The sequence below is a fragment of the Bacteroides sp. 41_26 genome (assembly GCF_949740115.1).
Taxonomy (GTDB): Bacteria; Bacteroidota; Bacteroidia; order Bacteroidales; family Bacteroidaceae; genus Bacteroides; species Bacteroides nordii.
The window spans coordinates 29,414-45,290 of the sequence record NZ_CATJGZ010000055.1 but is presented as its reverse complement, the minus strand read 5'-3'; the positions used below and the strand labels follow the sequence as shown (position 1 = coordinate 45,290).

Annotated in this window: 11 protein-coding genes; 4 read left to right on the top strand and 7 right to left on the bottom strand. The window is 37.7% G+C overall.

What is annotated here, in order from left to right; all coding sequences use genetic code 11:
* Positions 1 to 288: linear amide C-N hydrolase (locus tag QX565_RS05090; protein WP_289291661.1), on the top strand; the 288-nt coding region annotated here is incomplete at its 5' end.
* 88 nt (positions 289 to 376) lie between these two features.
* Here QX565_RS05090 and QX565_RS05085 read toward each other — a convergent pair.
* The 3 genes from QX565_RS05085 to QX565_RS05075 form a co-directional block, all read right to left on the bottom strand.
* Positions 377 to 1,738 (bottom strand): dipeptidase, encoded by a 1,362-nt coding sequence (locus QX565_RS05085; RefSeq protein ID WP_289291660.1) that lies wholly within the window; start codon positions 1,736 to 1,738, stop codon positions 377 to 379.
* A 139-nt stretch (positions 1,739 to 1,877) separates the two neighbouring features.
* Positions 1,878 to 2,954, bottom strand: coding sequence for a chorismate synthase (gene aroC, locus QX565_RS05080; protein WP_002559432.1), 1,077 nt, complete (start codon positions 2,952 to 2,954; stop codon positions 1,878 to 1,880).
* Positions 2,955 to 3,029: 75 nt separating this feature from the next.
* Positions 3,030 to 3,887: a helix-turn-helix domain-containing protein gene (locus QX565_RS05075; protein WP_122200897.1), complete on the bottom strand. Its 858-nt coding sequence runs from the start codon at positions 3,885 to 3,887 to the stop codon at positions 3,030 to 3,032.
* A 260-nt stretch (positions 3,888 to 4,147) separates the two neighbouring features.
* On the opposite strand from QX565_RS05075, the gene QX565_RS05070 reads away from it, so the two are divergent.
* Positions 4,148 to 6,763: a hypothetical protein gene (locus tag QX565_RS05070; protein WP_025866522.1), complete on the top strand. Its 2,616-nt coding sequence runs from the start codon at positions 4,148 to 4,150 to the stop codon at positions 6,761 to 6,763.
* A gap of 108 nt (positions 6,764 to 6,871) precedes the next feature.
* Here the strand turns inward: QX565_RS05070 and QX565_RS05065 are convergent, their stop codons facing one another.
* Positions 6,872 to 7,729, bottom strand: a complete 858-nt coding sequence (locus QX565_RS05065; protein ID WP_025866521.1) for a helix-turn-helix domain-containing protein — start codon at positions 7,727 to 7,729, stop codon at positions 6,872 to 6,874.
* Between the two features lie 287 nt (positions 7,730 to 8,016).
* Here QX565_RS05065 and QX565_RS05060 point away from each other — a divergent pair, with 287 nt between their 5' ends.
* The gene (locus QX565_RS05060; RefSeq protein ID WP_289291654.1) at positions 8,017 to 10,746 is read left to right on the top strand and encodes an MBG domain-containing protein; all 2,730 of its coding nucleotides are present in this window, start codon (positions 8,017 to 8,019) and stop codon (positions 10,744 to 10,746) included.
* 533 nt (positions 10,747 to 11,279) lie between these two features.
* On the opposite strand, the gene QX565_RS05055 is transcribed toward QX565_RS05060, so the two are convergent.
* From QX565_RS05055 to QX565_RS05045, 3 genes are read right to left on the bottom strand one after another with little or no spacing between them, the layout of a single operon-like run.
* A complete protein-coding gene (locus QX565_RS05055; RefSeq protein ID WP_025866519.1) occupies positions 11,280 to 11,975 on the bottom strand; it encodes a calycin-like domain-containing protein in 696 nt (231 codons plus the stop codon).
* Between the two features lie 25 nt (positions 11,976 to 12,000).
* Positions 12,001 to 12,765 (bottom strand): porin family protein, encoded by a 765-nt coding sequence (locus QX565_RS05050; protein WP_221651356.1) that lies wholly within the window; start codon positions 12,763 to 12,765, stop codon positions 12,001 to 12,003.
* An 8-nt stretch (positions 12,766 to 12,773) separates the two neighbouring features.
* Positions 12,774 to 13,913, bottom strand: a complete 1,140-nt coding sequence (locus QX565_RS05045) for a PCMD domain-containing protein (protein ID WP_502874516.1) — start codon at positions 13,911 to 13,913, stop codon at positions 12,774 to 12,776.
* 602 nt (positions 13,914 to 14,515) lie between these two features.
* On the opposite strand from QX565_RS05045, the gene QX565_RS05040 reads away from it, so the two are divergent.
* Entirely contained in the window at positions 14,516 to 15,802 is a 1,287-nt protein-coding gene (locus tag QX565_RS05040) for an L-cysteine desulfidase family protein (RefSeq protein ID WP_289291649.1), read from the top strand.
* The last annotated feature ends 75 nt before the right edge of the window (positions 15,803 to 15,877 follow it).

The following is a 15,877-nucleotide window of genomic DNA, read 5'->3' as shown; positions in this document are numbered from 1 at the left end:
TTAAGCATAATGAGAAATGTATCTGTTCCTTTTGGTATTTCTACTCCGGATAAACCTCATATTTCTTCCACCCGCTGGCGTTCTGTATCCGATCAGAAAGATAAAGTATATTACTTTGAATCAACCTTGACTCCCAATCTTTTCTGGGTAGACTTGAAGAAAGTAGATTTTAGTCCGAAAGCAAGTGTGAAGAAATTGTCATTGACCAATGGAGAGATTTATGCAGGAGATGCTTATAAAGATTTCCAGAATGGTAAGTCATTTACGTTCCTGTTCAGATTGCCGTGAGAAATAGTGATTAACGAATAGTGATAAGTGATTAATGGCTACGCTATACTCCGCATGGTACTAATCACTTATCACTATTCGCTAATCACTATTTCCCATATTCCTTATAAAACTCCACCACTGCTTCAATACCTTTTCTAAAGATATCCAGTGAGAAGTTTTCATTGGGAGAATGAATAGCATCCGATTCCAGTCCGAATCCCATCAGTACTGTTTTGATGCCAAGCACTTGTTCAAATGTAGAGATAATGGGGATGCTTCCTCCGCGACGTACTGCAAGTGGCTTTTTTCCAAATGCGATTTCAAATCCTTTTTCGGCAGCCTTATAAGCAGGGAGAGAGATGGGACATACGTATCCCTGTCCGCCATGCATGGGAGTTACTTTCACCTGAACAGTATCCGGGGCGGTAGCACGGATGTAATTGGCAAATAGTTCTGATATTTTATGATGATCCTGGTGTGGAACCAGTCGGCAGGATACTTTGGCAAATGCTTTTGAAGGAAGAACGGTTTTCGAACCTTCTCCTGTATAACCTCCCCATATACCACAAACATCGAATGAAGGACGACAACTGTTGCGTTCCAACGTGCTGTATCCTTTTTCGCCGGATAATTCTTTTACGCCGATAGCTGCTTTATATTTTTCTTCATCAAATGGAATATGTGCAATCATTTCCCGTTCGGCTTGAGGTACCTCTTCCACATCATCATAGAAACCTGGAATTGTGATACGTCCGTCGGCATCTATTACTTTACTGATCATGCCACAAAGCACATTGACAGGGTTGGTTACCGCACCCCCAAAGTGTCCGGAATGGAGGTCACGATTGGGGCCTGTTACCTCTATTTCCCAGTAAGCAAGACCTCTTAATCCGGTAGTAAGTGAAGGCAGATCAGCTCCTAACATGCTGGTATCGGATACCAATATGACATCTGCTTTCAATAGCTCCTTATACTCTTCACAGAATGCTTCAAGGCTTGGTGAACCAATCTCTTCTTCTCCTTCAAAAATGAATTTTACATTCGTTTTCAATAACTCATTTTTGACCAGATACTCGAAGGCTTTCACCTGAATGAATGCTTGTCCTTTATCATCGTCTGCACCTCGTGCCCAAATGTGACCGTTACGTATTTCCGGTTCAAAGGGAGCACTCTTCCAAAGCTCCAGTGGCTCAGCAGGCATTACGTCGTAGTGCGCATACACAAGTACTGTTTTGGCATTCGGATCTACAATTTTCTGTCCGAACACCATTGGATTTCCTTTTGAAGGCATAACGATAGCTTCGTCTGCTCCGGCTTCCAGCAATAGTTGACTCCAGCGTTGTGCACAGGCCAACATATCATCATGATGTTCCGGCAAAGCGCTGATACTTGGGATACGGATGAGGCTGAACAAATCTTCCATCATTTTCGATTCATTAGCCGCAATATAGTCTTTAATATAACTCATAATGAATAAGAAGTTAGAATTTAGTAGATAGAATAAGAAGTTGGAATTTAATAGTTAGTAGATAGAATCTATGCAGCATGTAAGTGTTGATATGCCCGAAAGGATTCCAGCTACTGACTACTAACTGCTGACTGCTAAACTATAGCTGTGTCATTCTATCCAGTAAATAATAGTCGAGTATTGTCATAGCAGCCATTGCTTCTACGATAGGTACTGCACGGGGTAATACACAAGGATCATGGCGTCCGCGTGCCTTTAAAGTAGTATCGATACCGTCTATATTCACGGTTTCCTGCTGCATCAATACTGTCGCTACCGGTTTGAACGCAACGCGGAAGAAGATATCCTGTCCGTTACTGATACCACCCTGGATACCTCCCGAATGGTTCGTACGTGTCTCAATACGTCCGTTGTTATTGTAAAACACATCATTTTGTTCCGAACCTTTTTGCTTTAAACCTTTAAATCCATCACCGTACTCAAAAGCTTTGGCAGCATTGATACTCAGCATGGCGTTTCCAAGTGCAGCATGTAGCTTTCCGAATACCGGTTGTCCCAATCCGATGGGACAGCCCTTGATTACACAAGTCAATACTCCGCCAATGGTATCCCCTTCTCCCTTTATCTTGTATATAAGGTCTTGCATCTCTTTTGCTTTTTCCGGGTCAGGACAACGTACGGGATTACTTTCAATCAGATCCAGATCATAATCAGTATAATTTCCTTCCAGCTTGATAGGGCCCACTTGTGATGTGTAAGCTGTGATATGAATGCCCAATTGCTTTAGTGCTAATTTTGCTAATGCACCTGCAACAACACGTGAAATAGTTTCTCGTGCGGAAGATCGTCCACCACCACGATGATCGCGAATGCCATATTTAACTTTATAGGTATAATCGGCATGCGATGGACGATATACATACTCCAAATTATTGTAATCGTTGGAATGCTGATTCTGATTCCATACAATAAATCCGATAGGGCAACCGGTAGATTTTCCTTCGAAGATTCCTGAAAGAAACTCTACTTTATCTTCTTCTTTGCGTGAGGTGGTAATGGCCGATTGTCCCGGACGACGACGACTGAGCTCTTTTTGGACGAACTCTTCGTCAATCCTGATACCTGCCGGAAAGCCGTCAATAACGCCTCCGATGCCTTTCCCGTGAGATTCTCCAAAGCTGGTGAGTCTGAATATGTTTCCGAATGAATTGAACATGATGTTGTGTAATTTAAGAGATTGTATATTGCAAATATAACAATTTATCTAACACTATAGTTGATAACTTTACTTTTATTTATCGCTGTTTCGATATTGTTGAGGGCTCATACCGGTAAGGCGCTTAAAATATTTTCCAAAGAAAGACACATTAGGGAAGTTCAGGGAGTCTGAAATTTCATGTATGGGTATATTGGTTGATTTTAGTTGTGCTTTGGCATCTACTATTACAACCTCTGATATAATATCCATGACAGTCTTTCCGGTAACATGTTTTACAGTGTTACTCAGATGAGTAGGTGTTATATTCATCTGCTTTGCATAATATAAGATATTTCTTTCTGTGGTATAATGTTGAATTACCAGATGACTGAATGTTTTACATATCTCTTCACTTCTGCTTAATGCAGTTTCACTCCGTATGGGACGTTCGTGATACATATCGCTCAGTCTGTATAGAATTGAAAGAAGCATACACTTCAATATTTCAGGATTATAAGGAGAATGTTCTTTATAATATACTTTCATCATGAGTGTGAAAAATTCTTCGTAAATGCAGGCGAATTCCTTTGGTAACGATAGTATCGGATGGTTTTTGGTTATATAGATAAGGTCAATAATTGATTTTGTTTTGCTTATTCCTTCGATAAATTTGGAAGAGAATACCATGAAGTAGAGTTTCAAATCACCTTCAATCTTGTTTATCTGGATAATACTTCCCGGAGAGAGTGTGATAAAATCATTTTCCCGGATGGTATAGTCTGATAAGTTGATTGTGGCTTCCAGAGTTCCTCCCATACAAAGCACAAATATTTCGGCTTTAAGGCGGCAAGGATATTGGGTATAAAGGCTTAGTATACTATTGTCTATGTCCGCATTACTTCCAATCACGAAATCTTCGGTTATATCAATTTTGGGCAATATCTTTTCCATAATTGTTTAAATGTTTAATGTGTGTTCAAATATAGAAATAATTAATGAATAGACATGGGCGTTTAAGTTATAGAACATGAAAAAAGAATATATTTATTGTATTTGTGGAATATATAGAGAGATAAATAAAAGAATTAAGTAATAGAACATAAATTAGAAGGAATAGACCTTGTGAGGAGATTCAAAAATACCGTATTTTGCAATGTCTTTTTTGAAATAAAGATGGAATTGGAATAGTTAATTTAAAAAACAAAAAAAGTATGAAGAAACAGTTACTTATGGTGCTTTGTGCAGCAGTAAGTTGTTCATGGGCTTCGGCACAAGGAAATGTATCGTCACAGATCAAAGGAGATTTTGATATTCAAAATACTTGGGAGAAAACAGATGGTATCTATCCAGAAGGGTGGTATGCATCTAATGTAGATCGTGTGCTAAAATTTCCTATTGTTTTTGGAGATGCAGATCGTACTACTACAGGTGGTAAAAGTATAAAGATGGTGAACGATTTTTGCGGTGCAATGGGGTTGGGAGCAAATGCTCCTGCTTTTGTTAGCTTAGGAGAGTTTTGGAGTTATGCATGGTGTAAATTAGTCCTATTTGGTAGTGGTAGTAAGATTTTGGCTAGCGATGGAGGAACTCATGGAGGTGTAGAATTCACTTCTCAGCCAGACTCTATTGTGGGTTATATTAAAAGACAACACGGTGTGGATACAGGAAAGAAGGAGGGTGAACAAAATTTGAATGAAAAAGCTCAAATTTTAGCTTATTTCTGGACAGGAACTACTAAATCGCAAGTAAAAAGTGGATTGAGCTTAAAAGAGAAAGAGGATGTAGAACCTCAGGAAATGGTTGACCGTGATAAGGATGTTTTAGGTATGATCACAGAAGGTGTTACTAAAAGTGAAGATTTTTCATTAGTCGCTACTGTTGATAAATTTATTGAAGGAGATTATGAAGATTGGACTTATGTTAGTCTTCCTGTGAATTATTTAACAGATGGAGTGCCGGAAAAAGCAAATGTAATTATTTCCAGTGCAGAATATTTTAATGACAAAACTATTGGTAAAGGTAATACTTTATGGGCTGATGATTTTAAATTTATTTATAACTCAAAACTAAAATCAATTACTATTAATGGTACACCTTTAGAGGGGTTTAATAAAGATACCTATATGTATGTACTTCAAGGCGAGTTTCCTGCTAAGGATGATATCGTAGCGATTTCTGATGGTAAAGGTGCTAAAGTCGACATTCAGGAAGGTGATAATATTATGAAGATTGTAGTTACCGGCAACGATGGTGCTTCTAATCAGCATGTCTATTCATTGGTTAGAAAAGGTACTACTTTTGGTGCTACTGCTATTGCATTGAATGATGTTAAACTTGAAGATTTTGATCCTGCTGTCACTTCTTATGACGGTCTTGAAATGACTAATGGAGTTTATCCGGTGGTATCGGTTAATTCTGATCCTAATTTGACATCAGTAGACATGCAACTGAGCACTTCAGAACACACTGTTACAATTGTGGTGACAGATAAAGTGAATGGGGCAGATCATACATATACACTGAAATTCACTCCTTCGGATAAAATAATGAATGGTTCTCAGATCAAAGGGGATTTTGAAAAGCAGGTACAGTGGGGACCCGATGCTCTGAATGAGGAAAGATGGGGCACAGTAGCAGATGGCTGGTATTCATCCAATGTAACTCAGATGGGAAGTATGAATTTTGTCATGGTTGAAAAAGAATCTCATGTTGTAGGTGATGATAAATTGGCTGTGAAGATGATTAATGGACGTCCGGGAGCAATGGGGATTGAATCTAATGCACCGGGATATATTGCATTAGGTAGGCCTTGGGTGTATGCAGATATGATAGGTTTAATGTCATCAATTTATCCAGGTGGAATACCGGATACAGATGATAGTGACGGTGGAACTATCGGAGGGGTTAACTTCTCTTATCAGCCAGACTCTATTATAGGTTATTACAAGCGTACTTATGCAGATGCAGGGAGTAAACTTGCAGGTACGAATCTTAATGAAGAAGCAAAAATTATTGCTTATTTATGGAAAGGTACATCTACTTCCATGGCTCCGGCTACAGGAGATCTATTTACATCAACAGGCTCGTCCTGGCAGTTGCTAATTGATCGCGATATCGACATTCTCGGAACAAAGAATGGCGGAGAGGCTGCAGGAGGCATTACTTTAATTGCATCTGCCGAAGAAACCGTTAAGGAATTGGCTGACTGGACACGTATATCCGTTCCATTGAACTATGTAAGTGATGAGAAACCGGAGAAGGCTAATGTGATCATATCTAGTGCGGATTATTTCAATCGTACCAGAATTGGTAATGGCAATACACTGAGTGCTGACAATGTAGCTTTCGTTTATAACTCTAAACTCAAATCAATAACTATTAGTGGTACTGCATTAACTGGTTTCGACAAAGATACTTATGAATATGCAGTAGATGGTGTTATGCCTGTTGTGGCAGATGTTGTTGCAGAAGCAGATGGTAAAGGTGCTACAGTAGAAGTTACTGCTGCTGGCAAAGTGCTAACTATAACAGTGAAAGGTAATGATATTGCTGATAACGCTGCAAACTATCATACTTATACTTTAACATTCAAAGGCGGTGTAGGTGTTGAACAAAATACATATAACTCATTGAGCATAAAAGGTATAGAAAGTGGTGTGGTTGTTGAAGGAGCACAGTTGGAAGAGCTTATTGAAGTATATTCCGTACAAGGAATGTTGGTTGCACAATCTACTGTTAATGGTACGATGACTATCCATGGATTATCTTCAAATACAATTTATCTTGTAAAAATAGGTTCTTATGTAACACGCGTAATGACAAAGTAAACCTGAAATAAATATGAACGAAAAGCCAGCTGATCGGATTAGCTGGCTTTTCTTATTAGTAGGAAGAGGGACCTTTATTGGTTTTTAGTTTACTATACTTTTTTACTTTTATTTATCACTGTTTCGGTACTGCTGAGGACTCATTCCTGTGAGTCGTTTGAAATACTTCCCAAAGAAAGATACATTCGGAAAGTTTAATGAATCTGCAATTTCGTGTATAGGTGTATTGGTTGACTTTAGCTGTGCTTGTGCATCAACAATGACCACTTCTGAAATGATATCCATGACGGTCTTCCCTGTGATATGTTTTACGGTATTGCTCAGGTGGGAAGGCGTTATGTTTAGTTGTTGTGCATAATATGAAATATTTCTTTCCTGTGTGTAGTGCTGAATTACCAAATTTCCAAATGCTTTACATATATCTTCACCTCTGTTTAAACTGCTTTTGTTTCGAACAGGGCGTTCATGATACATATCACTCAGTCTGTACAGAATAGATAACAGCATACATTTTAGTATCTCTGGATTATAAGGAGACCGCTTCTTATAATATACTTTCATCATGAGTAGAAAGAACTCTTCATAAATATTGGCAAACTCCTGAGGCAGCGATAATACCGGGTGATTTTTAGTTATATAAATAAGGTCAATAATAGCTTTGGTTTTACTTATCCCGTTAATAAAATCGGAAGAAAATACCATGAAATAGAGTTTTAAATCACCTTCTATCTTATTAATCTGAATAATACTCGCCGGAGAGAGCGTTACGAAATCATATTTCTTTATGGTATAGTCCGAAAGGTTTATGCTGGCTTCAATACTCCCTCCCATACAGAGTACAAAGACTTCGGCTTTAAGTCGGCATGGATAGCTGGTATAGAGATTTAGTATATTAGGATCTATATCAGCATTACTGCCTATTACAAAATCTTCACTGATGTCTATTTTGGGTAATTCCTTTTTCATGTGTATTCTCTTTTTTCAACGCCCAAATATACAAGTATTTTATGAATAGGTATTTTTATTTTAGTTATAGGACATGAAAAAGTGGTAATAGATACCCTTATTTGGGTGATTTATAGGGTAAAATGATAAAATACCTTAGTAATGGGATATAAGATTACAGAAATAGACCTTGACTGAAAACAAAAACGGTTGTTACTTTGCAACGTTTTTATGAATGATGTGAATCAATAGGGGATTTCCGGTTTATGGTTCACGAAAGATTGTATTTATATTAAAAAGAGAAGTGTATGAAGAAATTTATTACTTTAATGATGTGTGTTGTGTTGTACGCAGGAAGTGCGTTGGCACAGCAAATTAAAGGAGATTTTGAAGAGTGGGAAGATTGCTATCCTGCTGAGGGAAAGCTGGTAGGTAAACAACCTGTAGGGTGGACCGCTTCAAATGTATACCAGATTATAGTAGGTAAGGAGTTTGTATTTCCTGATGCAGGCCGTACAGGAACCGGTGCTAAAATTATGAATGATTATGTTGGTATGTTGGGAATAGGTGCTAATGCTCCTGCTTTTGTCACTTTAGGCAAAATGTGGGTTTTTGCTGATATGTCCGGTATGCTGGGGGGGAATGATATGAGTAATGGTGGAGTAAACGGTGGTATTGATTTCACTTATCGTCCGGATTCTCTGACTGTGTATTATAAACGTAAATTAGGAACAGAAAAGCCCAATGAGACAGCTAAGGTATTGGTATACCTGTGGAAGGGAACTTTTAAATCTAAAATAATTAATTCTCATAGTGGTAATGATGTTACCTATGTAGAGGTGGACGATCAGGATCGGGCTATATTAGGAAAGGAAATTATCCCTGCCGAAACAAAAGGTGATGGTGTCTTGATTGCCAGTACTGAATACACCATTACTAAAGAAACTGAAGGAGACGGTTGGGTACGTCTTTCTATTCCGGTCAACTATGTAGAGGGTGAAAACGGAAAATTGGTTCCTGAAAAGATGAATATAGTATTCTCAGGAGGTAACTATTGGGTACGTGCTGATATCGGTAAAGAAAATACATTGTGGGTAGACGATGCTGCACTTGTTTATAATGCTAAATTGAGTTCGGTAACGTTGGGTGGCGAAGAACTTACGGGATTCGATCCGGATAAGTTTGAATATAACCTGGCTTATAACGAGCACAATAAAGCGATTGTAGCTAAAGCCTTTGGTAAAGATGCAGTGGTAACTGAAGCTACAACAAAGGAAGATGCTAATGAAGTAATAAAGACTCTGACTGTGACTTGTGCTGACAATGCTACTTCTGATGTGAATAAGACGTATGTCTATACGTTGACCTTTAAAGGAAGTTATGTGGGCGATATAACCGCTCCTGCTGATATGTCTCAAGTATATGGTGATGGGTTTGAAATACCATTTACATCAACCAATACAGAGGTGCCGTTCACTTATACAATTGGAAGTGACAAAGTGCTGAAGTATGATTCCGAAACGAAGAAATTCTATGCTATTGGTGCAGGTACTACTACTGTAGTGGCACATCAGGAGAAAGAAGGTGCATTACCTGCTGTTTCTGACCCAGTGACGGTGACCATTGAAAAAGCATCATTGACTATGACTTTGAAGGCATGGTGTCAGCGTGGTAAGACGATAAGCTTCAATACTTCTTCGTCAGTAGCTGCCAATGGTACGGACTATGGGGTTGAATTTGAATATGAAGGACTGAAAAATGATGATGGTGAGGGTACGATAGTCGATGTGGTACATAAGATATTTGATACAAAGAATATTTATATATCAAGTGGTGCTGCCGGAAAAGAGGCAACGGATGAGGTTATAGGAAACTATCGTCCCATTGTCTTCTCATTTACCGGTTCAAGTGATCCATTGACAACCGTTTCAACTAATAACTATAATGTAACTTTTGTCAATAATGGTGCCGAAATCCGGAAAACATTCCTGACAGTCTATCCTTATTATGACTTGGATGGTACGAAAGTTAATTTGAACAAGAATGATGCTCAGGGGCTTTTCGTATATGGGTCTGATATTGACTATAGAATTACTTATAGTGGATTTGTATATAAAGAGGATGCTGCTGTGATGGAAGCATTAGGTAATGATACGGTTAATGTAGTATTTGACAAAGCACCTAAAACTGCAGCAGTTGGAGAAGTTGTTCCTCTGACAGTGAAATTCCCTCAAAAGGTATTGGATAATTATGAATTCAAGACTTATACAGGATTGACTGTAAAAGCTTTGAAGGCATATACAGTAGAAAACGCGGAAAAGATAGAGAAAGTATATGGTGATGCTCCTTTTGAAGCTCCTTTTATCGTGAAGAATGATAAGGGTGAATCTGTTGATTATACCATTACTCCTTCAAGTACCAGCCGACTTACTGTGTCTGGTAAAACTTTGACTATTAAATCTGCATATGCATCTACTTATGTAACCATTAAGGTTGCTGCTAATGATGAATATATGGCTCTGTCAAAACGTGTAGACATTCCTATTGCTAAAGCTCCGCTTACAGTTACTGCCCAGAATGTAGCTTTACTTATCGGAAGTCCGGCACCTGAAACCTTTGAGTTGATATACGATGGATTTGTTTACGATGAAGATGTAGCAAAAGCATTTGGTACAAAAGTTCCTGTTGCTGCTCTTGAAAAGGAAATTCCATCTGATGCGAAAGTTGGTGACGAGTTTGCAATTGCTATAACCAAAGGTACAGCTGCCAATTATGAAGTTACTTATGTAAATGGTGTACTGAAGATAACGGCTCCTACCGGAATTGATAACAATTCGCTTTCTGATGTTCGCGTATATAGTGAAAACGGAGCGATTTGTGTAGCTAATAATGAAGCTACTGAAACAATTGAAGTGTATACAACACAAGGTGTGAAGGTTTACGAAGGAACAGATAACGTGATTTCTACTAATATCGATAAAGATGTTATGTATGTGGTACGTGTTGGATCTTATGTAGCTAAAATAGTTGTTAGATAATTGAAATAGCAGCTGGCGCGATAAAAGAGCTGGCTGCTATCTAACTTTGGCACAAGTTATATAGAGTAGTGCGGTGGTTCAAATAGATAAAAGGACTACGCTATTCTATATAACTTGTGTTTTTTGTGTAATACCGTAGTTTTATCTAAAGCAGATAGTGAAAGAAGGTGTTCATTCTAATCCCTTCGATATATGGATAGTTGTTCAAAAAGCAATTATAGACATTGGAGGAAGAAAATCCGGAATAGAATATGTTTGTTGATTTAATATTTTGTTTGTCAGATAGTTATGATCCTATATTTTTAGTCCTATAAGAGTGTACACTTATGTTAGTGTTAAATGTACACTTTTGCCATATAAGGTTGTACATTCTTGTGGTGCTAAAATGTACAATCTTGTAAGGTAAGAATTTGAATGTTAAAAACTTCGTTAACGGTGTTAACGCAATGAGAAGTAATGAACCAAAATAAAAGCTCCCTACAGATTATTTTTCTAAATCTGTAGGGAGCTTTTATTTTAGGGATATTTTGAGTTTATTTTTTTATAAACTTTACCGTAGTATTACCAATCTTTATAAGATACAAACCTCTGGATAGAGTAGATACACTAACTTCTTCTGTATTTAAAACTCCTGATAGGATTTGCATACCAGTGACATTATATATATCATACTTTTGATTTTCTGCACCTTGCACCATTAAAGCATCTATTGAAGGATTATAATAAACTGTAGGTTTATTTATAGTTACGTCTGAGATACCAGTTGCAGTCATTGTTCCTTCAAAATCCACATCAATGAATAATTCAACAGGGAAAATGGTTTCTACATTTAAAGATAATACTATCTTTTTATCAACAATTGTTGATGTATTAAGGTGTACAGTAACTTCACCTACTATGTTCAGCGTCATTTTTAATTCTTTAGGAAGAATAGTAATTACATTTCCTTCTTTCTGTATTTCCACTTCCGGGATTACTATATCTCCTAACTCAAGAACTGTTCCCATGTTAAATGAGAAATTCCTTATTTCTAACGTAACGTGAGAATCGTCTGTTGCCGTGAGGTATACATTTTCTGTACTGGGTTTTCCCATTGTATTTCCATCTTGCGAAACTGTCAGCGTACCGTTGTAAGTTCCTGCTGCTTCCTGACTTACTTGTGCGTAAGCTGATGAGGACATTGTGATTGCTATGAACGCAATAATTGCTGTAAGTAATTTTTTCTTCATAATTTTTTCTTTTATCGTTTATTCTTTAGAACACATAACCGAAACCAATGTTTCCGTAAATAGGAAACATATTAAATGTAACGGTATCAAAATCTTTTTTGAAAATAGGTACTACCCCCCAGGTAAGGCTGGCGGTTACATTTAGATGAGAAAAGGCTCTCCATTGCGCACCTAATTGCATACCACATTGGAAACGTCTTAAATCATCATTAAAGTTGTAGGTAGCAGAACTTACATTTGCTTTTTCTCCTGTCGGATCACCGTCTCTGAGATAACCGTCGTAGGCTTCTCCAAAGAACTCACCTGATAGAACGTAAGAAAACCAGGGTCCTAACTCTAATTCCCAACGCTTACTCACTTTATAAAGAGCTAAAACTGGGACAGTTAACAGTGATTGTTTAACGGTCGTTGTTACACCTCCTGTCCATTGTCCTTCCATTTCGCCGCCGTCACTGGCAATCATTTTCATGTGATAGTTTTTCACAGTAGCATCCGTTTCCATACCTTTTGTCTCTAAACGGATCCCTGCGCTAACTCCCCACTTATTATCGAACGTTTTTACTACATCTCCTTCTATAGAGAAGGCTGTTGTAGGCTTATAACTATTGATTTTTCTTATTTCAACAGGTAGGGGGATAGGAGATGTCCCACCTATGTTAAATCCGGCTTTTAAACGATATTCAAGTCCTATTGTCAGTGATTTAAGAATATTCTTGTTACGATCTTCCTGAGCTTGAGCAATATTAGCTACAATTAGGCACAGAAGTATAAAGGTTATTTTCTTGTTCATTGATAGTTTTAATTAAGATGATCTTCTATGTTTTCTATGTCTTCGAGTTCAATTGTAGCCTCATCAATGATAAGGGTACTTCCGATAGCACCTCTGAAAAATGCTCCTTCCAGACTGGACGAAAATACAATTGCTGTATAATACTTGCCTGTTTCGAGTTTGGATGGATCAGGTTCTTTACGGTATACAAAAGGGATTGATCGGTATGTGTATTCAGAAGCAGGTTTAGCATCTTCTATACGACGAGCGATAGCTATAATGCAAGGATCATCGAACTGAATAGAACCATCCAGGATTTTACCATCGGTTGGCTCATAAAGAATTGAATACATATCGAATATGTCTTCCTTACCTGGTATTTCTTCTTTTTGTTCATTTCTGAATACTTCTCCGGGAGTATACTTATACCATACATTAAAAGCTTTAGGCTTTTTATTAGGACTGTAAGCGATAGGAAGTCCGAATAATGTTGACTTTAATGCCTCTTCAGGACCTTGACCTGCTACTGTGGCATCAAAGGAACCTATGAATAAATTTCCGGCAGCTAACGGCATTCTTACCATATCACCGAATGCACCGGTCGGTTTGGTTTCAAGTTTCACCCCTTTTCCGGAATGTCCGGCTTCATAGGAGGTAGTTGGGTAAATAAGAGGATTAGTGAGTTTTTCTCCTTCAGGAGTAACATAACCGGTCAGGGCATATCCACTGTTAGCTGTTGCCCAAATAAACTGTTTCTGCTCCTGTTCTGAGATTTCATAAAAACCGTGCCATTGTTTACCTCTGGCTCCTTCTATTATTTCCCAATGCTCAAAATTAAAATCCAATTTATTCTTAGAAATATCAACGTAGACAGTATATTCCTTTTTCCATTGTCTGTCTTCCGATGTTACTATATAAGTTTGTGGATTTGAGAAATCTCTTACTGTTCCGCTGGGCGGTTCAATAGTGGCCCCTTTTGTTAATGTGAATTCAGGAGCAAAGTGCGTGATGTCAATGGTTGATTGTGCCATGATTATTACCGTATTATTAGTAATAATTGGCTGCATTTTCAACACTGAGGGATCGGAAACTGTACAAGATTCGATATCAGCTTCAGTGTTAGCCGCTTCTTCACGTATGCAAGAGCTAAAGCTTAGACAAATGCACATACTTATTATTATAGTTCTAAATCTCATTCCGTTAAATTATTGATTATAAATTTATAATATAGACTATTTTGAGAAAACTTTGGTGCAAAGTTAAGTTTAAAATTTCATATATCAAATCTTGCTTTCCTTATTTTATGTTCTTTTTGTACTATTCCTTAAAATAATGCCTGTGAATCGGATTAAATGCAGGTCTATTCTTTTGATTTTGTGGTCTAATCCTAAAATAACCTCGAATTTATTATAGTAAATGATCGGGGATAATATATGTGAGTATACTAAAAGATGTATAGGCACAAAAGATATAAAATGTTATGTATGTATTTGTACTATAGTGTTTTACAAAAGTACGTACTTTATGTATGTAAAAGTACGTATTTAATAGCTTGTTAATTAGGTATTTAACGTATAGTTAAATACCTAAGTTTATTTTGTATCTTATAGCCTTTCATTGTTAGCAAGAAAGCAGTTGAATAAAAAAGAAATTAAGGGGGCTTTGGTATAGGTATATAATATCTCGATATTTTGTGTAAAACTTGAAAATATAATTCATGTTTATAAGTATATTCTTTACTTTTGTAGAAATTTAAAAAAAGAGAAAATTCATGATTGAGTCAGAAAGGAAACAGATAATAGATTTAGTACAACGCGAAGTTATTCCGGCTATTGGTTGTACGGAGCCCATTGCGGTAGCATTATGTGTATCGAAAGCAGCAGAAACACTTGGCGCAATCCCCAAAAATATAAAAGTTCTTTTGAGTGCTAATATTTTAAAGAATGCAATGGGGGTGGGTATTCCGGGAACAGGTATGATCGGGCTTCCTATTGCAGTGGCTTTGGGTGCTATTATCGGAAAATCAGAATACCAGCTTGAAGTGTTGAGAGATAGTACACCGGAAGCTGTGGAGCAAGGTAAGCGATTTATTGATGAAAAACGTATTTGTATTTCATTAAAAGAGGATATAGCGGAGAAACTTTATATTGAAGTAATTTGTGAGGCGGGAGATAAAACTGCTACAGCAATTATTGCCGGGGGGCATACTACCTTTATATATATAGCGCGTGGTGAAGAAGTATTGCTTGATAAACAACAATCCGGAACAGAGGAAGACGAACAAGAACCTTTGGAACTAAATCTGAGAAAGGTGTATGATTTTGCTTTGGAAGCTCCCTTGGATGAAATTCGCTTTATCCTTGAGACTGCCCGTCTAAATAAGGCTGCTGCCGAGCAATCTTTTCATGGAGAGTATGGACATGCATTGGGAAGAATGCTCCGGGGGAGGTATGAACATCAGATTATGGGCGATAGTGTGTTTTCTCACATTCTTTCTTATACTTCGGCAGCTTGTGATGCCCGTATGGCAGGGGCTATGATTCCTGTAATGAGTAATTCGGGAAGTGGTAATCAGGGTATTTCGGCTACTTTACCTGTACTTGTCTTTGCTGAAGAGAATGGAAAATCAGAAGAGGAATTAATCAGAGCCTTGATGATGAGTCATCTCACGGTGATCTATATAAAGCAAAGTCTGGGGCGTTTATCAGCTCTTTGTGGTTGTGTAGTAGCTGCAACGGGGTCCAGTTGTGGTATAACATGGCTGATGGGAGGAAGCTATGAACAAGTTGCTTTCGCTGTACAAAATATGATTGCTAACTTAACCGGAATGATTTGCGATGGTGCAAAACCCAGTTGTGCATTAAAAGTGACAACGGGAGTTTCTACTGCTGTTTTATCTGCTGTAATGGCAATGGAGAATCGCTGTGTTACATCTGTAGAGGGTATTATAGACAAAGATGTGGATCAAAGTATTCGTAACCTAACCCGTATTGGTTCGCAGGGAATGAATGAAACGGATAGAGTGGTATTGGACATAATGACACATAAGAACTGTTAGGGAATTGAAAGTTGAAAATTGAAAATTACTATGCAGTGTTATAGCGCAGCTAACTTTCAATTTTCAACTTTCAAC